Origin of the sequence: Pseudomonas sp. HD6422 (assembly GCF_025377065.1) — a bacterium.
Taxonomy (GTDB): domain Bacteria; phylum Pseudomonadota; class Gammaproteobacteria; order Pseudomonadales; family Pseudomonadaceae; genus Aquipseudomonas; species Aquipseudomonas putida_U.
In genome coordinates this window covers 15,319-38,773 of the sequence record NZ_JAHWIW010000022.1, presented here as the reverse complement: position 1 = coordinate 38,773, position 23,455 = coordinate 15,319, and the positions used below count along the sequence as shown (strand labels likewise).

13 protein-coding genes and 2 pseudogenes are annotated in these 23,455 nt (G+C 58.9%); 12 read left to right on the top strand and 3 right to left on the bottom strand.

The window, feature by feature from the left end; genetic code table 11:
• Positions 1-90: 90 nt before the first annotated feature.
• The 4 genes and pseudogenes from KY379_RS16815 to KY379_RS16800 all read left to right on the top strand — a co-directional run.
• A pseudogene (locus KY379_RS16815) lies at positions 91-378 on the top strand (IS21 family transposase); the annotation flags it as partial.
• Positions 352-1,023: pseudogene (gene istB, locus KY379_RS16810) on the top strand (IS21-like element helper ATPase IstB); the annotation flags it as partial. The pseudogenes KY379_RS16815 and istB, both read left to right, overlap by 27 nt.
• Before the next feature lie 382 nt (positions 1,024-1,405).
• The gene (locus tag KY379_RS16805; RefSeq protein ID WP_261241003.1) at positions 1,406-1,660 is read left to right on the top strand and encodes a helix-turn-helix transcriptional regulator; all 255 of its coding nucleotides are present in this window, start codon (positions 1,406-1,408) and stop codon (positions 1,658-1,660) included.
• Positions 1,661-1,983: 323 nt separating this feature from the next.
• The gene (locus tag KY379_RS16800; RefSeq protein WP_261241002.1) at positions 1,984-2,955 is read left to right on the top strand and encodes an inovirus Gp2 family protein; all 972 of its coding nucleotides are present in this window, start codon (positions 1,984-1,986) and stop codon (positions 2,953-2,955) included.
• 13 nt (positions 2,956-2,968) lie between these two features.
• Here KY379_RS16800 and umuC read toward each other — a convergent pair whose 3' ends face one another.
• The 3 genes from umuC to KY379_RS16785 form a co-directional block, all read right to left on the bottom strand.
• Positions 2,969-4,243 carry a translesion error-prone DNA polymerase V subunit UmuC gene (gene umuC / locus KY379_RS16795; protein ID WP_261241001.1) on the bottom strand — a complete coding sequence of 425 codons (1,275 nt, stop codon included), beginning with the start codon at positions 4,241-4,243 and terminating at the stop codon, positions 2,969-2,971.
• Positions 4,236-4,673 (bottom strand): LexA family protein, encoded by a 438-nt coding sequence (locus KY379_RS16790; protein ID WP_261241000.1) that lies wholly within the window; start codon positions 4,671-4,673, stop codon positions 4,236-4,238. The genes umuC and KY379_RS16790 overlap by 8 nt, the downstream gene beginning before the upstream one ends.
• Before the next feature lie 329 nt (positions 4,674-5,002).
• Positions 5,003-5,878 (bottom strand): helix-turn-helix transcriptional regulator, encoded by an 876-nt coding sequence (locus KY379_RS16785; RefSeq protein ID WP_261240999.1) that lies wholly within the window; start codon positions 5,876-5,878, stop codon positions 5,003-5,005.
• A 137-nt stretch (positions 5,879-6,015) separates the two neighbouring features.
• Between KY379_RS16785 and KY379_RS16780 the strand changes: the two genes are divergently transcribed.
• The 8 genes from KY379_RS16780 (at position 6,016) to KY379_RS16745 (ending at position 23,455) form a co-directional block, all read left to right on the top strand.
• A complete protein-coding gene (locus tag KY379_RS16780; RefSeq protein ID WP_261240998.1) occupies positions 6,016-6,678 on the top strand; it encodes an OB-fold protein in 663 nt (220 codons plus the stop codon).
• Positions 6,679-6,910: 232 nt separating this feature from the next.
• Complete coding sequence (locus KY379_RS16775; RefSeq protein WP_261240996.1) at positions 6,911-8,845, top strand: type I restriction-modification system subunit M; 1,935 nt, start codon at positions 6,911-6,913, stop codon at positions 8,843-8,845.
• 166 nt (positions 8,846-9,011) lie between these two features.
• Positions 9,012-10,166 (top strand): restriction endonuclease subunit S, encoded by a 1,155-nt coding sequence (locus tag KY379_RS16770; RefSeq protein WP_409977282.1) that lies wholly within the window; start codon positions 9,012-9,014, stop codon positions 10,164-10,166.
• Between the two features lie 58 nt (positions 10,167-10,224).
• Positions 10,225-11,397: a DUF4236 domain-containing protein gene (locus tag KY379_RS16765; RefSeq protein ID WP_261240993.1), complete on the top strand. Its 1,173-nt coding sequence runs from the start codon at positions 10,225-10,227 to the stop codon at positions 11,395-11,397.
• A gap of 69 nt (positions 11,398-11,466) precedes the next feature.
• Positions 11,467-16,248 carry a DUF3320 domain-containing protein gene (locus KY379_RS16760; RefSeq protein ID WP_261240991.1) on the top strand — a complete coding sequence of 1,594 codons (4,782 nt, stop codon included), beginning with the start codon at positions 11,467-11,469 and terminating at the stop codon, positions 16,246-16,248.
• A gap of 99 nt (positions 16,249-16,347) precedes the next feature.
• Positions 16,348-19,449 carry a type I restriction endonuclease subunit R gene (locus KY379_RS16755; RefSeq protein WP_261240989.1) on the top strand — a complete coding sequence of 1,034 codons (3,102 nt, stop codon included), beginning with the start codon at positions 16,348-16,350 and terminating at the stop codon, positions 19,447-19,449.
• Positions 19,450-19,459: 10 nt separating this feature from the next.
• Positions 19,460-20,101 carry a hypothetical protein gene (locus tag KY379_RS16750; RefSeq protein WP_261240988.1) on the top strand — a complete coding sequence of 214 codons (642 nt, stop codon included), beginning with the start codon at positions 19,460-19,462 and terminating at the stop codon, positions 20,099-20,101.
• Between the two features lie 33 nt (positions 20,102-20,134).
• Positions 20,135-23,455, top strand: coding sequence for an STY4851/ECs_5259 family protein (locus tag KY379_RS16745; RefSeq protein ID WP_261240986.1), 3,321 nt, complete (start codon positions 20,135-20,137; stop codon positions 23,453-23,455).

The window sequence follows — 23,455 nt, the reverse complement described above, 5'->3', positions numbered from 1 at the left end:
AATCGCCGGTCACGGCTTAGCGAAAGCCGTCCCCTTCGTTGCGCATGACCTGATGCGCCGCCACCCTCGCCCGATTTCGGGAGAAGTGGGATGGCGGCGCAGCGAGTAACCATGCGAAACATCAAAGAATGTCTGCGCCTCAAGCTCGAGGTCGGTTTGTCCCACAAGAAGATCGCCCGCGCATTGCAGCTGTCCAAGGGCGTGGTCAGCAAATACGTCACGGCGGCGCGCGTGGCCGGGCTGGACTGGCCTGCATTGGCGGCCGTCCTTTTTGCGCCGGCGTCGACGAGCAAGCCACGCAGTGAGCGGGTGCTGCCGGATGTGCTGAGCATCCACCGCGAGCTGCGGCGCATGGCCCGCGCACTGGCGGAGCAATGGACGCTGCCGGCCAGCCACAGCCTGAGCTTCGATGAACGCCTCGGCCTGCTGCTCGACCGTGAACTGGCCTGGCGTGACAACCAGCGCCTGATAAGGCTGCGCAAGAAGGCCAAGCTCAAGTTCGCCAATACCTGCCTGGAAGATCTCGACCGACGCCCCGGTCACGCCCTGGATGAGCGCTTGATCGCCACCCTGGCCAGCGGCAACTGGATACGCCAGTAGCACAACCTGCTGCTGACCGGTCCGACCGGCGCCGGCAAGATCTGGCGGGCCTGCTCCCTGGGCAACCAGGCTTGCCGCCAAGGCTCAGTACCCTGTATCTGCGGACCTCCGCGGCTGCTGGAGCAACTGCACATCGCCCATGGCGACGGCAGCTTCGGCCGCACCTTGCAGCAGCTGGCCAAGGTCGACGTCCTGGTGCTGGACGACTGGGCGCTGGCCCCGCTGGAGGAGGCTGCTCGGCATGACCTGCTGGAAGTGATCGGCGACCGCGCCGGCAACCGCTCCACCATCCTGACCAGCCAGATACCCATCGAGCACTGGCATGGCTGGATCAACGACCCGACCCTGGCCGACGCCATCCTTGACCGCCTGGTGCATAACGCCTACCGGCTGGCGATGAAGGGCGAGTCGTTGCGCCGGAAAAACGGAAGAGCAAAGCGCATCTGCGATTACAATCCAGAACCCGCGCAACCGGGGCGGAAGCACCGGTCACGTATTAGCGAAACGCTCGGTCACGTTCACCGAAATCCGCACCTTGATGCTCTGTGTGTCGCCTGACAGGGACTTTCACTGTTCACAGGGGGGGCAAGTCTGTGTGAGCTGCCCCTGTATTGGATTGGATTGGATTGGCCTATTGCGGTTGGCTTAGCTTCGGATGCGTCGGCTGCCGCTTGTGCCAGGGGGCCATGATTACTTTTCCGCAATGGAGGGCTGCCTTGGGCAGGCTTGCCTACGGTGCTGGCTTTGGGTTGGTTCTTTTTTACAACCCTTGCACATCCTCTGAGCCATAGAGGAGAGCCTGCTCATGCGTATAATGCGATTGAAAGAAGTAATCGATACGACTGGTCTTGCGAGGTCAACTATCTACAAATACATCGCGGACGGAATCTTCCCCAAGCCTGTCAGTCTGGCCCCTGGCGGTATAGATGTGCCAAATACCCGAGGCGTGGGTTGGATCCAATCGGAAGTCGAAGATTGGATCCTGGCAAGAATCGAGGAACGGGATATGGCTGAGGGATCCGCCACACGTCCAAGCAGCCATTTGAGCGTCGCCAGATAGACTTATAACGCCATGACCAGCCGTGGCTGGTCATGGCGCTTATGACGTTTCTGGTAGGGCTCTGCTCTCAGCTAACTCCCCCAGCGCTCAGTACGGAAAATCTCTCGACAGGCTTAGCAATGTTGCTCCCCATTGCCCGGCCTGCTCGGGACGGTCGGTTATGGGCAGGGATGCATCTATTGATATAGCTATTAACTATCTACTCTACCTATCCAATAGTAACCACCACCTATCACCACTGACTACATCAGAGGGAAAGGAGGCCAGTAAAAAGAAACAGACCACGTACCTGGTATGCGACACAACCAACTAGGTACTCAGCCATGAACAACCGCAAGCACAACACCCACCTCTCCCAGTCCGACATAGCGCTGCAGATCGAATCACTCGTCCAGGCTATCGAGCAAAGCGATACACCAGCATTCCGGATCACGCACAAACGATCAGGCTATGAGCAGGTCGAAGAGACCAGGCTCTCCCGGTACTTCACCAACGTCCAGCAGATGTACAACCTGTTCGATGATCGAGTGCCATACGATTACAGCGAGCACCTGCAAGCGTTCCGGGAAGCCTGTGACGACATCGGCCTGCAGCGCTCACCGAATGGTCCTGTCTGTATGAGTGAGACGGGTACGTACTGGCTCAGTCATCAACAGAGCATGAACGTACTCACCGAACGTATACGTGAGCTGACACGAGAGCAGTGGTATCGGCGTAGGAAGTGGGACCGACAGGAGTTGGCCAAGCAGCAGGACAGGGACATCACCGAGTACACGGATGCGATGATGAGCCGATACTCGCGTACGACGATCATCAGGTTGAACCTGTACTACTGGTCTGAGGCCCAGGCCAGGCTGCGTATCGAGCAAGTGTTCGATCACTTGGATGCCCTGATTACCAAGCACCACCGCCATCCGATCTTCAAGCACCTTATCGGCTACATCTACGCCGTGGAGCAGGGGGATCGAAATGACGGTAGGGGTTACCACATCCATGCAGCCTACTTCTTCAATGGCAACATAGTGTGCCGGGATGTCTGTAAGGCAACTGGGATTGGCAAGCTGTGGGAGGAGGTCACACGTGGTCAGGGCTATGCCCACAGCTGCAATCATGACAAGGAGGGGTATGGCGATAGGCGTGGAATCGGCCATATCCAGAGGGAGGATCAGTCGAGACGGCCCCATACGCACTTCGCAATGAAGTACCTGGTCAAGGACGATCAGCACCTGCGCTTGAAGCCTGCGGGGGCACGCTGTCTGCGTAAGGGCACTCTGAGCCGTGTTCGTCGCAGATAAGTGAATGGGAAGGCTACTTGGCCTTTGCGACCATTAACTCAGACCAGCGAGTGGTATATGCGGGGGAAAGCAATTCTCTTCGCATAGCCCACTCGACCGGCTTGGCGATGCGTCCCGGCTGCAGCGTTCCACGTCCCCAGCGATTGTTGATCGCATCCAGGGTGCTCATCAGTCGCTCGGTTTTCACGGGCTGTTCAGGGGCGAACAGATCCGGAGTGTACTCATTCTTGCGACACAGATCCAACAGCATCACCTGAGCCTTGGCATAGCAGAAACCCTCTCTGAAGACCTGCTGCAATCCAGCCTGGACGGCCTTGATGATCAGTCGGCTGTCGTCGGTCGGGTAGGACAACTGGCAGAGGATGCCATTGGCGTATCTAGCCTCTGTTGGGTTGAACATCCCGGTGCGCAGACTGACCCGCACCTGTCTGCAGAGCGACTCCTGCTTGCGCAGCTTTTCAGCGGCGCGCGTCGCATAGCTAGTGACAGCCTCCTGTATGGGGGCTAGCTCACGCAGGCGCTTGCCGAATGATCTGCTTGAGCAAATCTCTTGCTTGGGTTCGATTTCGTTCTCGATCTCCAGGCACGCCACACCGCGCAGTTCGCGCACAGTTTTCTCGACCACGACATTGAATCGCTTGCGCAGTGTCCAGGCATCCATCTGTGCCAGGTCCCAAGCTGTCTTGATTTGCATGCCTTCCAGGTGAGCACGCATGCGCGGGCCTACTCCCCAGACCTCCTCAACTGGCATGGCCTTGAGCAGCTTGTGGCGACGAACCGGATCGCGGATGTCTACGACGCCACCAGTTTGCTTCTGCCAGCGCTTGGCAGCGTTATTAGCGAGCTTGGCCAGTGTCTTGGTGGTGGCGATACCAATACCAACGGGTATGCCGGTCTTCTGCCTGATCTCTGCCTGCACCTGACGGCCTATCGACTCCAGCGGTTCGGGTAGACCGGTCATATCGGCAAAGGCCTCATCGATGCTGTAGACCTCGATGCTTGGAAAGCAGCCCTCCAGGATCGTCATCACGCGCTCGCTCATATCGCCATAGAGGGCGTAGTTGCTGCTGAAGGCCACGATGCCGTGGCGCTTTAGGTCGCCTCTGATTTCGTGGAACAGAGCGCCCATTTTCACGAAAGGTTTTGAATCGGCCGAGCGGGCAATCACGCAGCCATCGTTGTTGCTGAGCACCACAATGGGGGGGCGCAGCAGATCCGGACGAAATACGCGCTCGCAGCTGGCGTAGAAGCTGTTGCAGTCCACGAGTGCGTATACCGAGTCAGCCATGGGCGAGGTGATTCCGCAGGCTGTGAGTGACGACGCCCCAGATCGTCAGCTCATCGTTCTCCAGGATGTAGCGTGGTGAGTAGGCTGGGTTCTCCGAGCGCAGGATGAACTGGCCCTGTTTCTGTGCCAGGCGCTTTACCAGGACATCGCCGTTGAGGCAGGCAACAACCACATGCCCCGGCCTGGCTGTGATAGCGCGGCTGACGATCAGATGGTCACCGTCGAATATGCCTGCACCCGTCATGCTGTCACCGCTCACGGCGACTACATAGGTGTGCGTAGCTTGCAGATCCAACAGAGCATCAAGCGAAAGCTTGTGCTCCATGTGATCAAGAGCGGGGCTGGGAAAGCCAGCTGGAACGCGTGCATCAAAGAGGGGAAGGGCTGTGCTGCTGCGCTGCAGCGGGCCAAGGATAAGTGCTGTGCTCATAACGGGTTGCTCTATGGCTGTATTTATATACAGTAATCAGCGCTCCGCCATCCAGACAAGGTACGTTCGTCGCCGGCGTCTGGGGTATGCACGGATTGTTTACAGGCGAAAAGTAGACGGGTCGCTATGGCGGGCCGTCCTTGCTAGGTTGGTCGCAACCGACCAGGAGGTTCTATGAATTTGCTGCCCACCCTTAATGATCTTTTGCCACTGGCGCTGGTGTTGCTTGCACTGCTTGGGCTGGCCAAGCTGGCCTGTGGCGGCACTACTAATTAATTGCTAGCGTCTCCTGGCGGTATGGACTCAGTCTCAGGCGTGTCTGTCGTCAGTCAGTGATACAGCCACGGCTGCAGTTCATCCAGGTTGGCGACGACAATCTGCTGCGCCGTCGCCTTGGCATGCACCTTGGTCGGGTCGATCTGATAGCGCTGCAGCACGTATTGCACCAGTGCGCCGCGGGTTTCGATCACCAGTCGGCCATCCTGCATGCCGTAGTCGGCCTCGATGATGGCGCGCTGTTCCGGTTTCAGGCGCGAGTCGGGCTCGATGATCACCGGCAGTGATGTGGTCCAGCCCGGATCACTCTCGCGGCCGTGATCGGTAGGATCATCCATCAGCTCCGGTATACCCCGGAAGCGGCTCAGGACGAAGTCACGATAATCCCGGTTCTTCTCGCAATAGGCCCGCACATGCCAGCGCATGCCGGTGTAAACCAGGGTGTGTGGGGCGATCAGGCGGGTTTCGCCATCGGGCGTGGTGAAGGACACGTACTCGCATTCCAGGCGCAGCCCCTCCCGGCAGGCTTTGAGCAGCGGGCGCAGCACTTCCGGCCTTACCGAGCGATCCGGCACTGCCAGTACCTCTGTGTGTGCATAGGCCAGTGCCAGGCCCTCGATATGCGGAGCGCGCTCATGGTTCTGGTTGAGCAGGTGCAGATAGGCGCTGGCGCTGTCGTCGATGAACAGCGGTTGGAAGCGGCGGCTCGGGACGTATCCCTTCAAATGCTTGTCATATTCGAGGTTCTTCGGCGCGTGCTCGCTGATGTAGGTGTTGATGTCCTTCGACGCCTGCTGGCGGCTGATGCCGAAGCTCTGCATTAGGTGATTGGTGGTCAGGCGGCCCTCCCACCATGCCACTGTCTCGATCAGGCGATAGCGCAGGGCCAGATCCCAGCGCACGGACTCGATTGACTGCTTGCGTTTCATGGCCCCTCCATCTGCTCGAAAACTTTACCTGTACAGGCAAACACTCTAGATACGTCTAGTCACGCTACATATCTTGATTCGCACAAGCAAGCCGGCAGCGCCGGCCAATCCAGGAAGAGCAATCAAGGAGTAGCAACATGGCATTGATCAACTGTGAAGAATGCGACCGTATGGCCAGCGACCAGGCCGCAGCCTGCCCGCACTGTGGGGCGCCTATCGTTAAGCAGCCGGCACCTGTTCAAGCCCAACCCGGGGTTCAGGTTATCCGCAGCGTCGGTTTCTGGCTCGGCGTGGGCATTCTCCTGTTTCCAATCGTCTTCGTCTGGTTCCTACTGCGTCAGGGCCACAGCACCACTAGCCGGGTAATTGGCTTTGCCTGGCTGGCGCTGATGCTGGTTGGCATGGCCACCAGCGAGCGCAGCCCCAGCCGGTCCGTCAGCGGCAATCAGGGCCAGCAGGCCAAGGTGGTGGCGCTTGCCGAGCCGCTGATTGAGGTCAGCGCCCAGCAACTGGCCCAAGCCTACGACCGCAACACGGTAGCGGCGGATCAGCAGTTCAAGGGCAAGCTTTTTAAGGTCACCGGCGTGGTCGACTCGATCAACACCGATCTGTTTGGTAACCCTTACGTGACGCTGCGTGGTGGGGTGAACCAGTTTATGCAGCCACAGTTTGAACTGGATAAGGCACATGCCAATTATGCTGCCGGTCTCCAGTCCGGAATGCGCATCACCCTGACTTGTCGTGGGCGTGGTGATGTGGCGAAAACCCCCATGTCGGACGAGTGCGTACCGTCGAACTGACTGTGGCGATAAAATGCACAGGGCGCGGCTTTACCCGCGCCCTGCCAGTGGATAAGGTGACGAACATCGCAGAATGGCAGGTCGTGGTATTCCAGGGATGGCCCCCAAAGGCGCTGGCGCTTCAAGTGCCTGCCTCAGAGCCTCCCTCCGGTTTCCCCCTCTCGTTCGTTTGCCACCAGTTTTGAGTATTGGCCGGCCCATCTGACAGTGGGCGGCATGGGGAGTGTTATGCATGAGTGATTTGGCCCAGGCGTTGCTGGCGGCAGTACCGGAAGACGGCGGCAGCATCGGCAATCAGGCTCTTTATGAGCGGCTCAAGAGCCAGTTCACCGGCCTGAGTGAAGAGCAGTTCTGGGAATCGCGCGATGCGCTGATCGGTGAGGGCGTATTGGTCAAAGGGCGCGGGCGGGGTGGCTCCGTGCTGCGCGCCCAGGCCGCAGGTGCTAGCCTGGCGGCGCAGGCGCTGAGCAAGGCGCGTGAGCGTTTCGAGCCGGCGGTGGCCGAAGTATCCGCCAGCTATGTCGTCGAGGCGGCAGCCAGCAAGGCCAAGGCGGTCAAAGTACAGGCTGCCACCAGCATTGAGGCCATGGAGAAAACCCTCTGGGCCACCGCCGATAAGCTGCGCGCCAATATGGACGCCGCCGAGTACAAGCACATCGTGCTCGGCCTGATCTTCCTCAAGTACATCTCCGACAGCTTCGCCGGCCGCCGTGCCGAGCTGGAACGCAAGCTGACCGACGAGAACGACGACTACTATCTGGGTGACGACGATCCCGAGGTGCTTAACGCCGAGCTGGAAGACCGCGACTACTACCGTGAGGTCAACGTGTTCTGGGTGCCGGAAGTGGCGCGCTGGGAGGCCATTCGTGCCGCCGCCAAGCAGGTGGATATCGGCAAGCGCATCGACGAGGCCCTGGCCGCCATCGAGGCGGAAAACCCCAAGCTGAAAAACATCCTCGACAAGCGCTATGCCCGCGCCCAGCTGCCGGACGGCAAGCTCGGCGAGCTGGTGGACCTGATCTCCACCGTCGGCTTTGGTGACGACGCCGGCAAGGCTCGCGACCTGCTCGGCCAGGTCTACGAATACTTCCTCGGCCAGTTCGCCAGTGCCGAGGGCAAGAAGGGCGGGCAGTTCTATACGCCGGCCAGCATTGTGAAAACCCTGGTGGCTGTGCTTAACCCGCACCACGGCAAGGTCTACGATCCCTGCTGCGGTTCGGGTGGCATGTTCGTGCAGTCGGAGAAGTTCATCGAGGCCCACGGCGGCAAGCTGGGCGATGTGTCCATCTATGGCCAGGAGTCCAACCCCACCACCTGGCGTCTGGCGGCGATGAACCTGGCCATTCGCGGCATCGACTTCAACCTGGGCAAGGAGCCGGCGGATACCTTTATCCGCAACCAGCACAGCGATCTGCGTGCCGACTTCGTGCTGGCTAACCCGCCGTTCAATATCAGCGACTGGTGGCATGGCAGCCTGGAAGGCGACCCGCGCTGGGTCTATGGCACTCCGCCGCAAGGCAACGCCAACTACGCCTGGTTGCAGCATATGCTCTACCACCTCAAGCCTAACGGCCGTGCCGGCATCGTGCTGGCCAACGGCTCGATGAGCTCCAGCCAGAACAGCGAAGGCGAAATTCGCAAAGCCATGGTCGAGGCCGACGTGGTGGAAGTGATGGTCGCTCTGCCCGGCCAGCTGTTCTTCAACACGCAGATACCCGCCTGCCTGTGGTTCCTCGCCAAGGACAAGCGCCATGCCCTGAGCACCGGCGGCATCGACCGCAGCGGCCAGGTGCTGTTTATCGATGCGCGCAAGCTGGGCACCAGCGTCAGCCGTGTGCAGATCGAACTCACCGAGGCTGATATCGAGCGCATTGCCAGCACGGTGGCGGCTTGGCGTGGTGAGGCGCTGGATGAGGGCGGTCAAGTTGGCGAGTACGCCGATATCCCCGGCTTCTGCCGCAGCGTCACCCTCAACGAGATCGCCGAACACGGCCATGTGCTGACGCCGGGTCGCTATGTCGGTGCCGAGGAAGTGGAGGATGACGACGAAGCCTTCGCCGAGAAGATGCAGCGGCTGACCAAGCAATTGGGTGAGCAGATGCAGAAGGGCGTGGAGCTCGATCAGTTGATCCGGCAGAAGCTGGGGGGGCTGGGGTATGAGTTTTGACCTGCCCAAGCTACCAGACGGTTGGGAATATCAGCCACTCGATCAATTATCAAAACCTAGTTCTGTGACTTACGGTGTTGTTCAACCTGGAGCGGCTCTGAGTACGGGTGTTCCCATCATTCGGGTGAACAATTTTCGCGATGGGCGAATTGAGTTGGCTGACTTGATGCGTATCGACCCTGCTATTGAAGGGAAGTACGGCCGTACGCGTCTAAAAGGTGGAGAGGTTCTGCTGACGCTAGTGGGGAGTGTGGGGCAAGTTGCTGTCGCCCCTAAAACTGTCAGCGGATTCAATGTCGCGAGGGCTGTAGCCGTAATTCATCCAGAAGACCATGTAGAGTCTGAGTGGATTGCCCTGTGCCTCCGATCACCGCTATCACAGCATCTGCTTGGCAGTCGTGCGAATACAACCGTACAGACAACAATCAATCTCAAAGACCTTCGAGCACTCCCAATCCCCCTGCCTCCCGCGAGTGAGCGGAGGGAAATTGCTTCTGCAATGTTGGCTCTCGACGACCGCATCACCCTGCTACGCGAAACCAACGCCACCCTGGAAGCCATCGCCCAGGCTCTGTTCAAATCCTGGTTCGTCGATTTCGACCCCGTGCGCACCAAGGCCGAAGGCCGCCAGCCGGAAGGCATGGACGCCCCCACCGCTGCCCTGTTCCCCGACAGCTTCGAAGAGTCCGAACTGGGCCTGGTACCGAAGGGGTGGAGCGGTGGAACACTAGCCGACCTGGCCCATCTGAACCCGGAGTCTTGGTCTGCTAGGACCCGGCCCGAGTCGGTGGCATATGTCGACTTGGCTAATGCGAAAGAGAACGTGATCGCGGAGATTACGGACTACCGCTTTGATGATGCGCCTAGCCGAGCACGTCGAGTACTACGTGATGGCGACACAATAGTTGGCACCGTTCGTCCCGGAAATCGATCATTCGCATTTATTGCCAATGCTGCGGAGAACCTGACTGGAAGTACTGGGTTCGCAGTTTTACGGCCGAAAAATATTGAGAGCACAGAGTTTGTCTACTTGGCAGCAACTTTAGACGCCAACATCGATTACTTAACTCATGTGGCTGATGGCGGTGCCTACCCAGCGGTACGACCAGAGGTAGTGGTTGGTCTTGCTACGGTGATACCTCCTGCTCAGATTCTGCAGGCATTTCATGAGATTGCTAAACCGGTGTTTGCGTGTCTTGCGGAAAATCACGTTCAAGCCCAAACCCTCACTCAGGTCCGCGACACCCTCCTACCCCGCCTGATCTCCGGCCAACTGCGCCTGCCGGAAGCCGAATCGCGAGCACAGGAGGCTCTTTCGTGAGTTTCAGATGGTGCGTCGGGTGCGAATGTGCCGATGTCATTGAAGACATGGAGGGACTATGGGGCTGAGTTTTTCTCGCAGCATCAGTTTTGGCCTGGTTCGGTTCAACTTCTCCGAACAGGGTATTGGCGTGTCGGTGGTGATTCCCGGTCTTCGTGCCGGGATCGGTATGCGCGGCGCCTACATCAGGGGCGGGTTTGGCAGCTTCCAGTACCGCCGGAGCATCGGCTCTCCGGTGCGGGAGATAAGCACTCCACTCAACACCGCTCAGCCCCGGAGCGACTCCCCTGTCATAGATGACAGCAACATCATTCATACGACGGAGCACGAGGTCAAAAGTGTTCTGGAGCTTCAGGACTCCACCTCCGATGCGCTGTTGCAGTCGATGAATGAACAGATTTCGAAGCGCCCTGTATGGCCGTTTGCTGCGGCGGGCTTGCTGGCGCTGTTTGTCCTGCTCCTGTGGGGCACCTCCTGGCCTGCCGCGGTGTATCTGGTGATTTTCGCGGCCTTGGTCGCCATTACAGGCTGGCTGTTCTGGCGGGATCAGTTGGGCAAGTTGACGGTGCTGTTCTACGAGCCCGATCAGGCGACCAGTGCGCTGTTCGATCAGTTGTGCACGGTGCTCAGCGAGGCGGCGAATGCGCGAAAGCTGAGGTCGATTGCCTCGACCTCCCGTTACGCCGACCCCAAATACTCTGCCGGGGCCGGTCAGGGCGTTCAGCTCGGCGAGGCACGGCTTGTGCTCGGGCATGCGCCCGATGTGGTGGCGAATGTGCAGGTGCCGATACTCGCCTCGAAGAGGACCACGCTGGCCTTTTACCCGGATCGCATACTGGCATTTCAGGAAAATGCCGTAGGCAGTATCGACTATGCGAATTTTTCTGCCGTCAGTTCGGGGACTCGATACGTCGAGAATGATTCGCTTGCCGCCGATGCAACGGTTGTTGATAAGACTTGGCAGTACGTCAACAAGAAAGGCGGACCCGACAGGCGCTTCAAGAACAACCGCGAGTTACCCGTATGCGCCTTCAGTCAGCTGAATCTCTCGACTCCCGATGGGCTGGATATGCGCTTTGTCGGGTCAAGGCAGGGGGGCTTTGATGGCCTGGCAAAGGTGCTTTCGCAGTTGCGGGCTTTGGGCCGCCCAGCAGGTTCCGCACTGGCTGAGTTGCCTGATTCGGATTGGGGTACAGAACGAGCCAATGGCCTGTTCAAGGCCGATGTCTGACTGCGCACCGCGTATCAGGCCCGGTGATGTTTAGATGCTGGCATTTCAGCTTCGGATAGTGGGTTTCCTATGAATACAGTGATCAGCCAGAAGCTACAGAGCAGCCGCAAAGAGCTGCTGGATATCGGGCTTCGCAACAACATGCTCAACTTCCGCAAGACAGCCAAGACCCTGATGGTGGTCGATGAGTTGTCCGAGGAGGTGTTCAACATCCTCTATCGCCAGGAAAAGGCCATGACCTTTGCGCCGATGGCGCCCAAGAAGCTGGCTGAGCTGGCAAAGGCTGCGAAGCCGGAAGAGGCGGAAGCTGACACTGCCAGTGACGCAGAGTTGCTGCATGAACTGGATAGCCTGGACTGGTCCAGCGTCGCTGACGAGGGCGATGAGGATGAATCAGGCAGGGCCCGTCGCCATCTGGATACCCGCTTGCAGACGGCCATCGATGATGAGCGTCTGTTCCTGCAGCTGTTGAAGATCCACACCGAGGCTAAAGGCTTTATCGAGGAGCAGGGGGTGAACACGCTGTTCCTGGCCCTGGGCTTTTTGCATTGGTACGAAGCGGATAGCTCCGAAAATCTGCGCAAGGCCCCCCTGATACTGCTGCCGGTCAGCCTTGAGCGCAGCGGCGCCAAAGATGCCTTCAAGCTGACGTACTCGGGTGACGAGCTGATGGCGAACCTTTCTCTGGTGGCCAAGCTCAAGACTGACTTTGGCCTGGATATGGCCGCCTGCGGGTTTGACGAGGACAACTTCGCCACCGATGAGCGCAGTCTTGAGCGCTTCTATGGTGAAGTGGCTGATGTGATCAGCAAGCAGTCACGCTGGAAGGTCGCCAGTAACGAGATCGCCCTGGGTTTCTTTTCCTTCGGCAAGTTTTTGATGTTCAAGGATCTTGACCCGAAGAGCTGGCCGGAAGAGAAACAACCGGACGCCAATGGCGTGATGAAACGTCTGCTTGGCTCAGGCTTCGGGGATAGGCCCGCAGCGTATGCAGAAGATGTAAACATCGACTCGGTGATCAAGCCGGGTGATGTGCGTTTTGTGAAGGACGCCGACAGTAGCCAGACCGAGGCGATTCTGGAGGTGCGCGAGGGTTCCAATCTGGTGATCCAGGGGCCGCCCGGCACAGGCAAGTCGCAGACGATCACCAACATCATCGCGGAGCTGATTGGCCAGAAGAAAACGGTGCTGTTCGTCGCCGAGAAGATGGCCGCGCTCGAGGTGGTCAAGCGTCGTCTGGATGAGAGTCATCTGGGCGATGCCGTCCTTGAGCTGCATAGCCACAAGGCTACCAAGCAATCTGTGCTCAAGGAGTTGGGGCGGACTCTGGATCAGGGACGACCACTGACCAAGGTCGGTGAGGAGGATCTTGCGAGCTTGAAAGAGCTGCAAGATGCTCTTAATCAGTATTGCGAGGCTGTGAGCTCCTCCGCAGGAGCAAGCGGTCTGCCCTTTGTTGATGTGCTCGGCCGTTACCTGCAACTGAAACGAGTTCATGCAGGGCTGCCGGTGATTTCTTTTGCGCCTATGGCGGCATGGAGTTTTGCCGAGCAGCAAAAGCGGCGAGCGTTGGTTGAGGAGCTGGTGCTGCACCTTGAGGAGATGGGGCGCCCCGACAAGAGCGTCTTCTGGGGAAGTCAGCGCACCTTCTTCTCGCCTATCGAGCAGAGCAGTGCAAATGATGCACTACAGTTGGCGAGCTCCCATCTCAGCGCATTGCAGTCGGCTGCTGCCGCACTTTCTGAGCGGTTAATGCTGACTCAGCCCGCTACCCTGGCAGATGTGGATGTGGTTTGCCGGGCGGCTCGACGTGCTGCCGAGGCTCCGCGTCTCGAAGGTGTCCAGCTATCTACAGGGGAGTGGCAGTCAAGGCGTGATGTCATTCGCGAACTGCTGGAAGCAGGAGAGCGAATGACGGCGTGTCGCACTCGGCATGACAGCCAGTTGATCGACGCTGCCTGGGAGCAGGATCTGCTGGAGGTTCGGCAGAGCCTTCAGGCGTACGGCGATAAATGGTGGAAGATCTTTTCGGGGCGCTTCCGTGCAGCCCGGGCCCGTCTGCAGGGGCTCGCTCGGGAAGCGTTGCCCAAGACCAATGCGGGTATGTTGGAGCTGGTGGACTCGGTACTGACCTATCAGCAGTGCAAGAAGGTGTATGACCAGCACGAGGCATTGGGTAGCGCGTTGTTCGGTGCCCAATGGCAGCGCCAGAAAACGGATTGGGCAGTGCTCGAGCGCTTGAGCGCCTGGGTAATCAAGCTGCATGACGACCTGGGAAATGGACAGATTCCCCAAGGCATCATCGCCTTTCTGGCCGGGCATGCCGATGCCAGTGGCCTGGGGGATGCGGTAAGCGGAATAGAGCAGCATGTTGCCGGGTTGGACAAGGCGCTACTCAGTGCGCTTGAAGTGACCGGTATGCAGGCGGAAAACGCCAACACTGACGTCAGAAAGCTGGGCCTGGCGGCTCTCGGCGAGCGTTTGCAACAGTGGCAGGGAGGACTGACCGCGCTTTACCACATGGCGCGGTTCAATGTCCTGGCGCAGCAGATACGCGACATTAAGCTCGACGAGTTGCTGGAAATTGCCATCAGCAATGATGAGCCCAGGCAGCTAACTGCCATTTTGGACTTCTCCTGGTATTCGGGGCTGGTGCAGCGGGTCTATGCCGAGAAACCAGCGTTGCAGCAGTTCGACCGCATTAAACACGAGCACCAGATCGCGCGGTTCAAATCCCTGGATCTGGCTTCGCTCAATCATGCGCAAACGCACTTGGCTAAACAGGTCTGGGAGGGGATGCCCAATATCAATCAGCCTGGCGAAATGGCTGTACTGCGCGCTGAACTGAACAAGAAGCGCCGGCATATCCCGATCAGGCAGCTGATTGAGAAGGCGGGGCGGGCGATTCAGCAGATCAAGCCTGTTTTCATGATGAGCCCCATGTCGATCGCGAACTTTCTACCTCCAGGAAAGCTGGAGTTCGATGTGGTGGTCTTCGACGAAGCCTCCCAGGTGAAGGCTGTCGATGCATTCGGCGCCATCATGCGCGGTAAGCAGGTGGTTGTGGTCGGGGATACCCGGCAGATGCCCCCTACCGATTTCTTCAGCCGTGATGTCGAGTTGGATGACGAGGATGCGGCGACCGCCGACATTGAGAGCATCTTGAGCATGTTTAAGGCCGCCGGTAGCCAGGAGCGCTATCTCCGTTGGCACTACAGAAGCCGGCATGAGTCGTTGATTGCCGTTTCCAACGTCGAGTTCTATGACAGCAAGCTGGTGGTGTTCCCCTCTGCGGGCCAGCATCCGCATGCCCGTGGAGTGAGCTTCGATTATCTGCCAGATGCGCTATATGACCGGGGGCGAACCCGCACCAACAAAGGTGAGGCCAAGGCTGTCGCGCAGGCCGTTATGCAGCACGCGATCCAAACGCCAGAGCTATCGCTGGGGGTTGCTGCATTCAGTGTGGCGCAGCGAGACCTGATCCAGGTCGAGATCGAGTTGCTGCGCCGGCAGATGCCTGAGGCTGAGGCGTTTTTCACCTCGCAAGGGAGCGAGCCGTTCTTCGTCAAGAACTTGGAGAACATCCAGGGGGATGAGCGGGACAAGATCTTCATCAGCATCGGCTATGGGCGTAACGAGTCTGGCCGAATTGCCAGGGAGTTTGGCCCGTTGAACCGCGAGGGCGGGCACCGTCGACTCAATGTTCTGATCACGCGCGCCAAATTGGCGATGCGTGTTTTCTGCAACTTCAGGGCTGACGAGCTTGAGCTCGATGCGGGGGCCAGCCTCGGAGTGAGAGCGTTGAAAAATTTCCTCAAGTACGCCGAGACGGGTGTGCTTGAAGTCGCACGGGAGACAGGCAAGGCGGCAGATTCGCCGTTTGAGCTGGAGGTGATAGAGGCGTTGCGGGAAAGGAACTACGAGGTGGAGCCGCAGGTAGGCACCGCGGGCTACTTTATCGACATCGCAGTCAAGGATCCTGACTATCCGGGGCGTTATGTTCTGGCTATCGAATGTGATGGCGCTGCATATCACAGCTCACGGTCTGCGCGAGATCGAGATCGTTTGCGTCAGGGCGTGTTGGAAGGGCTGGGTTGGAACTTCCACCGGATCTGGAGCACGGATTGGTTCCGCAATCCCCAACAGGAAATCATTCGCGCCGTAGCGGCTATTGAGGCAGCCCGAGCCAAGATTGCCGATGGTCGGCATGTGCTTCCTGAGGTGGCGCCAGAGCCGAAGCATGAGATTGTTCGAGGGGCACCAGCAGAGGAGGTAGTGCCGAACTCGAGCCGACCCTACGTGAAGGCTCGACTGACTCCAGTGACATCGATGACCGAACTGCATCAGGAAAAACCAGAGCGGTTGCTGCAGATGATCCGGGCGGTGGTTGAGGTTGAAGCACCCGTGCATGCCAGCGAGGTCACGCGGCGGATTATGGAGGCCTACGGTGTGGGCCGGGCAGGCGCAAGGATTACCAGCGTTGTGGACGAAGCCATTCGCCTCGGCGTTCGACAGGGGGTGTACCGAGGCCGTGGCAGCTTTGTGTATTGCGCGGATAGCCGGCCTGTCCCGATTCGAAGCCGTGCTCATTTGGACTCAGTCGAGCGAAAAATTGAGTGGGTTGCGCCGGAGGAGCTGGAGCAAGCGTTACTGGAAACGGTAGCCCTCGGTTTCTCTATGAGTCGCGAAGATGCCATCTCTGGTGCACTCGGGCTGCTGGGCTTCGGGCGAGCGACATCGAAGATTGCAGGCATCCTTGAGGAGAGAATAGGTGCGCTTGCCGCTCAAGGGCGATTGCAAGTAGTCGATGGCGTAGTGTCGGCAGCCGCTGATGCAGCTGCGTCCGCTTAAACGCTTCGTTGCTGCGACTAAGTAGCGATCAAGTAACCGACTAAGTAGATCGCGTTTGCCTCCGAAGAGGTCGCCAGGTAAGGCTTATTAAGGACAGATATGACCGAAGACCAACTGGAGCAAGAAACCCTCGGCTGGCTGGGCGAGCTGGGCTATACGCACGTTTATGGGCCAGATATCGCCCATGATGGCGAAAGCCCCGAACGCGACAGCTACCGCCAGGTGGTGTTGGTACAGCGGTTGCGCAGTGCTATTGCCAAGCTCAACCCGCAGGTGCCTGTGGCCGCTCGCGACGATGCGCTCAAGCAGGTGTTGGAGCTGGGTGTGCCGGTGCAGTTATCGGCCAACCGATTATTCCATCGCCTGCTGGTCAGCGGTGTGCCGGTGCAATACCAGAAGGATGGCGAAACTCGCGGTGATTTCGTCCGCTTGATTGATTGGGCCAACGTCGGCGCCAACGATTGGGCCGCGATCAATCAGTTCAGTATCCAGGGACCGAAGCATACCCGCCGGCCGGACATCATCCTGTTCGTCAACGGCCTGCCGCTGGTGCTGCTGGAGCTGAAGAATCCGGCGGATGTGCAGGCCGATATCTGGAAGGCCTTCGAGCAGATCCAGACCTACAAGGAACAGATATCGGATGTGTTCCAGTACAACCAGATTCTGGTCATCTCCGACGGCAGCGAGGCGCGGATGGGCTCGTTGTCGGCCGATGCCGAGCGCTTCGCTCGCTGGCGCACCATCGACGGGGTGAACGTCGATCCGCTGGGTGAGTTCAACGAACTGGAAACCCTAGTGCGCGGCGTGCTCGCGCCGGAAATGCTGCTGGACTACCTGCGCTATTTCGTGTTGTTCGAGGATGACGGGCGGCTGGTGAAGAAGATTGCCGGCTACCACCAGTTCCATGCGGTACGGGCGGCTATCGCCCAGGTGGTCAGCGCCTCGCGTCCCGGTGGTACCCATAAGGGTGGGGTGGTGTGGCATACCCAGGGCTCGGGCAAGAGCATCACCATGACCTGCTTCGCCGCGCGGGTGATGCAGGAAGCGGCGATGGAGAACCCGACCATCGTGGTGATCACCGACCGCAACGACCTGGACGGGCAGCTGTTCGGCGTGTTCTCCTTGTCGCAAGACCTGCTGCGCGAGCAGCCGGTGCAGGTGGCGACCCGTGGTGACTTGCGCGAGAAACTGGCCAATCGCCCCAGCGGCGGCATTGTCTTCGCCACGATCCAGAAGTTTATGCCGGGTGAGGATGAGGACAGCTTTCCGGTGTTGTCGGATCGCTCGAACATCGTGGTGATTGCCGACGAGGCCCACCGTACCCAATACGGCTTCAGCGCCACGTTGAAGGCGCCCGACCTCAAGGTGGCGGAGGCCAGTGCGCGCTACCAGGTCGGCTATGCCCAGCACCTGCGCGATGCACTGCCCAACGCCACCTTCGTCGCCTTTACCGGCACCCCGGTGTCCAGCGAGGACCGTGATACTCAGGTGGTGTTCGGCGATTACATCCATGTCTACGACATGCAGCAGGCCAAGGAAGATGGCGCCACCGTGGCCATCTACTACGAGTCGCGGCTGGCCAAGTTGTCGCTTAAGGACTCCGAGTTGGCACACATCGACGATGAGGTCGATGAACTGGCCGAGGATGAGGAAGAGGACCAGCAGTCGCGCTTGAAGTCGCGCTGGGCGGCGCTGGAAAAAGTGGTGGGCGCCGAACCGCGTATCCAGAGCGTGGCGGCGGATCTAGTGGCGCACTTCGAGGAGCGCAATCAATCGCAGAACGGCAAGGCCATGGTCGTGGCCATGAGCCGGGAAATCTGCGTGCATCTGTACAACGAGATCATCGCGTTGCGCCCGGAGTGGCACGACGATGACCCGGAGAAGGGCGCGATCAAGATCGTCATGACCGGTAGCGCCTCGGACAAGGCGCTGTTGCGACCGCACATCTACCCCAGCATGGTGAAAAAGCGCCTGGAAAAACGCTTCAAAGACCCGAAGGATCCGCTGCAGCTGGTCATCGTCCGCGACATGTGGCTGACCGGCTTCGATGCACCTTGCGTGCATACCCTGTACGTTGACAAGCCGATGAAGGGCCACAATCTGATGCAGGCTATCGCCCGCGTTAACCGCGTGTTCAAGGATAAGCAGGGCGGCCTGGTGGTCGACTACATCGGCATCGCCAACGAGCTGAAGGCTGCGCTCAAAGAGTACACCGCGAGCAAAGGCAGAGGTCGGCCCACCGTGGATGCCCACGAGGCTTACGCGGTGTTGGAAGAAAAGCTCGATATCTTGCGGGGCCTGCTGTTCGGTTTTGATTTCAGCGACTTCCTCACCGGTGGCCACAAGCTGCTGGCAGGCGCGGCCAACCACGTGCTGGGCCTGGAGGATGGCAAAAAGCGTTTCGCAGACAACGCCCTGGCCATGAGCAAGGCCTTCACGCTGTGCTGCACCCTGGACGAAGCCAAGGTGGTGCGTGAGGAGGTGGCCTTCTTCCAGGCCATCAAGGTGCTGCTGACCAAGCGCGAAATCAGCCAAAAGAAAAAGTCCGACGAAGAGCGCGAACTGGCCATCCGCCAGATTATCGGCAACGCCGTGGTCTCCGGCGAGGTGGTGGACGTATTCGAGGCGGTCGGCCTGGATAAGCCGAATATTGGCCTGCTGGATGACGAGTTCCTTGCTGAGGTGCGTAACCTGCCGGAGAAGAACCTGGCGGTTGAGTTGCTGGAGCGCCTGCTGGAAGGCGAGATCAAGAGTAAATTCTCCAGCAACCTGGCCCAGGAAAAGAAGTTCTCCGAGCTGCTGGACAGCGTGATCAAGCGCTATCAGAACCGCTCCATCGAGACCGCCCAGGTCATCGAAGAGCTGATTGAGATGGCCAAAAAGTTCGCCGCCGCCAGCAAACGTGGCGATCAGCTGGGGCTGAATGACGATGAGCTGGCTTTCTACGATGCCTTGGCCAACAACGAGTCCTCTGTGCGCGAACTGGGCGATGAGACCCTGGTCAAGATCGCCCATGAACTGACCGCAAGTCTGCGGCAGAACGTGACCGTGGACTGGAACAACCGCGACAGTGTGCGGGCCAAGCTGCGGCTTTTGGTCAAGCGCATCCTGCGTAAGTACAAGTACCCGCCGGATCAACAGGAAGAAGCTGCACAGTTGGTGTTGGCGCAGGCGGAAACGCTGTGTGAGGCGTGGATGTAGGCAATTAGTCATGAGTACGACTGAGCTTTTCAGCGGTCCCTTCTACGAATGGCTTCGCCGTCAGGAGCCTCTATGTGCAGCTGAGTTCTTCACCAAGGGCTCGTCTGCAATGCTTTTTCAGAGAGACGGGCGACTTTATCGCCTGACTCGGGATGGCTGCGGCCATAACTTTCTCGCATGGGAGTCCATGCACGGTAACCAGCAGGTGATGCGTTTTCTTCAGGACTTCGGTGCCGTGGCGCCTTCTGACGAGGGAGGCGAAGAGGAGTTCTATTGGCTGGCCGAGGTGGAATGGCTGGACGAGCTCGATAGAGAAAATGTAACCGTTCAGCGTCTTGCCGCCCTGCTGGATGAGCTGAGTGATGGTGAACAGTTAGTTATGGAACCAGATCTGCCCGCGCTGATTGAGCGCTGTCAGGCCATGGCCGTGCTGTACCCAGAGTTTGCGCCGTTGTTAAAAACCCTGGCCAAAGCCGCTCGCTCTGGCGCTGATGCCGATGTGCACATCAGCAACCTCATGCGCCGTTCTAGCACCGGCGAGTTAGTTTGGATCGATCCGCTGTTCGGTGCTTCTTATCTGCCAGATGAGCAAAGCCTCGAAAGAATGATGTCAATTCGCGCATCTCTTGGCATGATCCAAGCCGAACATTGAACAATCAGGTCTTGAACAAAAGGAAGTGTTCCGATGAATACCAATGTGCCTGCAATCAACCCCTTCAAGGCCTGGCTAAACGAGCTACTGCTCAATCGCGAACTCTTCAAGGGGCCGAACGGTAGACCGCTATACAGCTATCAGCTCTCCGAGAGTGAATACGCCTCGTTGCGTGATTTGCTTAAGCTACATTTGCGGCGCAGCGACAATCCTGCGCATTTGCAGCATTTGAGCGCCTGCTTTTGCCTATTTGTCAGTGAGCAGTATCGGCGCAACTACAACCGCTCTTGGTCTTGGGCTGGCGCCGAGGCAGAGCTTGGAGTCCTGCTCAGTCCAGCCGACCACGCCACGCTGACCCAAAAAGGCCTCGACTATTGGCTGCGTCCCGTTCGGCGGCGGGAAAATGGGCGCGACTGGCTGGGTACCCTGTTTGCCGAAGGCGGGCTGCCCTGGCCGCTGGTGCAGGATGACAAGCACGGCTTTGGCCGAGCGGTTAAGCGCGGAATCAAGCACTTCTTCCGTACTGAAGGCAACCGCCGAACCACCTCGGACTTGATGGCGGACTTCGAGGAGGATCTACCGCTAGCGTTCCGCACCCTGGAAACACGTCAGCTGTTGGCTGGAATCGTCGACCAACTGATGTACCTGGTTGAGCACTATCCACTGAAGGACCAACAGGACCCAGCCAGCTATCTGGATAAGGTCGCTCCTTATTGGTCCGGAGAGTTTCCCATCCCGCTCGACGAAACTAACGCACGCCGCCTGATCAACGACTGGCTGCGTGATGCAGGGCAGAAACGTCAGGAACGCAAGGAGGTACTCGAAAGGGCGCGTGAGTTTACCTGTGAACATGTACTTCAAGGCGTGCTGCCCGCGTGGGCGATTCGCACCGAACTGATCCTGCCACAGCACGCCACATTCAAAATCGACCTTACCCAGCTCAGTAGCACTCGGCTGGATATCGCCTATTACGAAGGTGAGCACATACTGGCCCGAGGGGGCGCCGTTTACGGACAACTAAGCGGCGATAATCTGCAGGTTCGCTTCAGCAATACGCAGGTCACCCTGGAGCGCCGCCACGTGTCTGAGCCAGTGACGCTGCGCCTGCTCGACAATGGGCGAGTGGTCCACCGCTTCAAGTTCGAGGACAGCGCGCTAGACTTCCAGTACTCACCGCTGGTTTTCGAGCGCCGCGTAGAGCGTTGGCAGCTGGCAGGCACATCCTCTTGCAGTCTGTCAGGCAACAAGGCGTTGATTCGCTTGCCTTCAGGATTTGAGCTGAACGCCGAACTGGAGGCACCAACCAATATTGGCCTCGACAGGGACGCCGGTCATTGGGTCGAAGTGACTGCGGATATTTCGTTGCACTACAAGGATGATGTCTATCGTATCGAACTCAATCAGGCGCAGGAGGAGGCGCTGAAACCAGCACTCATCGGCAACCAGGCTCAGTACGACAGCAATCCCTCGACCATTTTCCTCGGCTGGCCCAGTCTCGACTTGCCGGAAGGCTTTACTTACGGCCGCGACGAGTTGGTCGAGTTTGGCAATGGCCTGCCATTGGACGCGCTAAGACGTTCGGGCTTTCATGGCTTGGTTCGTTACAGTCTGCGTAGCAAGAGCGGGAAAACCCTGCTGCAGCGTCGATTTGCCGTGCTTCCCAGGGAGTTCAGCCTGGGATTATCTCCTGGCATTCAAGGGCAACCGGCACGGATCACGCTCAAGAGCGCGCAGCAGCTGGATTGCCGAATCGTTAGTGACAGCCTGAAATGCCAGCGACTGTCCGATGTGCAAGAAAAGGTTTTTTTTCTGCAGCACGATAGCCAGAAGCCACCCGCTAGCTTTGTTCTGGAGCTTGGCACTGGAGGGAGTCAGCAGCCTATGCAGGTGCGTCTGCCATACCCCTACCAAGGTGCCCGCCTGCTTGATACCGATCTACAGCCTACCAGCAGCCGTGAGCTCAGCCTAAGCGAGCTGCTCGGCCATCGTGTTGCTCTGGCCTCAGGCCAGCCGCAAGGTCAGAGTTTTTTTCTGGTACTGGAGCTGGTAAGCGAATCAGCGCTGCGCCCTCAGCGGGTGTATGAGGTCAGGGTCGGCCAAGATCCCGTCCAGCTGAGTCTTTACAGCTATCAAAACGACATCCTACAGATGCTGGGGGCGGTGGACGAACAGGACGCCTTCATCAAACTCCATGTGGAAACCGAGCAACGCCTGCTCAGCTTGAACATCCGGCGCTACAACGGGCGCCTGGCCTGGCAAGGGCGGGATATCTTTGCCATCTGCGATATCGGCTCCTCCAATGTACTCGATGCTGCGCGAGTCGAGGCCATGCTGATGTCCGACCCCAAGCAAGCTCCGCTGGTACTGGCGGAGAGGACAAGCCAGGATGTTGGCACGGGCTTGTTTGAGATACCCAATGCCTTGCAGCGCAGGGGCCCCTGGCTGATTTATCCAGCCCAGGACAGCAGCATTCAGTTCCGCCCGGCGCTATACGTATCGAATACCCAGGACATCGACATGGCGGGCGAGGTCTGCTCGCTGCATCGGGCGACAGAGGTGTTCCATCCCGAGCACAACCCGGAAGTGATCAATCAGCAGATAGCTGCGATGGCCGAAGACTTCGGCCACAGTGGTTGGCAGTACCTGGCCGACCTTAAACAGTACTTCGCGCATCTACCCCTGTCGTCGTTCGAAAGCTGGAAGGCGCTTTCACACCATCCACGTGCCATGGCTTTGGCTGTGCTGCGCCTGGAAATGGACGAGGCATTCTGCAATCGTGTGCGTGATGAGCTGGCGGTGATCTGGGAGGCAACGTCATTGCGCCTCTGGGCGGAGGTGTATCAGTACTTCCTGCGCAGCCTTCATGACCTGGGCTTGCCGCAGGTATTGATCCGCAATCTTGAGGAGAATCGGGCTTCTGTGCTGCGTGCAGTCGTATCCGGTTTTGACCATGTCGACGACTATCTGCACACCGGTAAGTGCGCTTCGCTGACCAAGGTGCCGCCTGAAGCAGCTCTACCCATCTGGTGCGGGCAACTGCGCCAGGTGCACGGCTCAAACAGGCGCTGGCCGACGGAGCTGAGCTCCGAGCTCGGCACCTGGATCTCCCGGCAGGAGCTGCCGGCGCAGCTTAAGACGCTCTCGGCAGTGGGTTATGCCAATGCGGTGATCTATTTACCGATCTTCATGGCCTTTGTGACGGCCGAAAAGGCCAGGCTGAACGACCTGGGCGTGCCATTGCCCTATCTGAAATTTGCAGTCCGCCTGCTCGCCGACTTTGACAGGCAAAACTGGTTCAATCCGGCTCATGCACTGATGGTGTCTTATTTACTGGCCACGCAGAGCGAGGCATAA

What these genes read in the sequence shown, in the direction of transcription:
- KY379_RS16805 (WP_261241003.1), top strand. Translation starts at nt 1,406, where the DNA reads ATGCGTATAATGCGATTGAAAGAAGTAATCGATACGACTGGTCTTGCG.
- KY379_RS16800 (WP_261241002.1), top strand. Translation starts at nt 1,984, where the DNA reads ATGAACAACCGCAAGCACAACACCCACCTCTCCCAGTCCGACATAGCG.
- umuC (WP_261241001.1), bottom strand. Translation starts at nt 4,243, where the DNA reads ATGGCTGACTCGGTATACGCACTCGTGGACTGCAACAGCTTCTACGCC.
- KY379_RS16790 (WP_261241000.1), bottom strand. Translation starts at nt 4,673, where the DNA reads ATGAGCACAGCACTTATCCTTGGCCCGCTGCAGCGCAGCAGCACAGCC.
- KY379_RS16785 (WP_261240999.1), bottom strand. Translation starts at nt 5,878, where the DNA reads ATGAAACGCAAGCAGTCAATCGAGTCCGTGCGCTGGGATCTGGCCCTG.
- KY379_RS16780 (WP_261240998.1), top strand. Translation starts at nt 6,016, where the DNA reads ATGGCATTGATCAACTGTGAAGAATGCGACCGTATGGCCAGCGACCAG.
- KY379_RS16775 (WP_261240996.1), top strand. Translation starts at nt 6,911, where the DNA reads ATGAGTGATTTGGCCCAGGCGTTGCTGGCGGCAGTACCGGAAGACGGC.
- KY379_RS16770 (WP_409977282.1), top strand. Translation starts at nt 9,012, where the DNA reads ATGCGTATCGACCCTGCTATTGAAGGGAAGTACGGCCGTACGCGTCTA.
- KY379_RS16765 (WP_261240993.1), top strand. Translation starts at nt 10,225, where the DNA reads ATGGGGCTGAGTTTTTCTCGCAGCATCAGTTTTGGCCTGGTTCGGTTC.
- KY379_RS16760 (WP_261240991.1), top strand. Translation starts at nt 11,467, where the DNA reads ATGAATACAGTGATCAGCCAGAAGCTACAGAGCAGCCGCAAAGAGCTG.
- KY379_RS16755 (WP_261240989.1), top strand. Translation starts at nt 16,348, where the DNA reads ATGACCGAAGACCAACTGGAGCAAGAAACCCTCGGCTGGCTGGGCGAG.
- KY379_RS16750 (WP_261240988.1), top strand. Translation starts at nt 19,460, where the DNA reads ATGAGTACGACTGAGCTTTTCAGCGGTCCCTTCTACGAATGGCTTCGC.
- KY379_RS16745 (WP_261240986.1), top strand. Translation starts at nt 20,135, where the DNA reads ATGAATACCAATGTGCCTGCAATCAACCCCTTCAAGGCCTGGCTAAAC.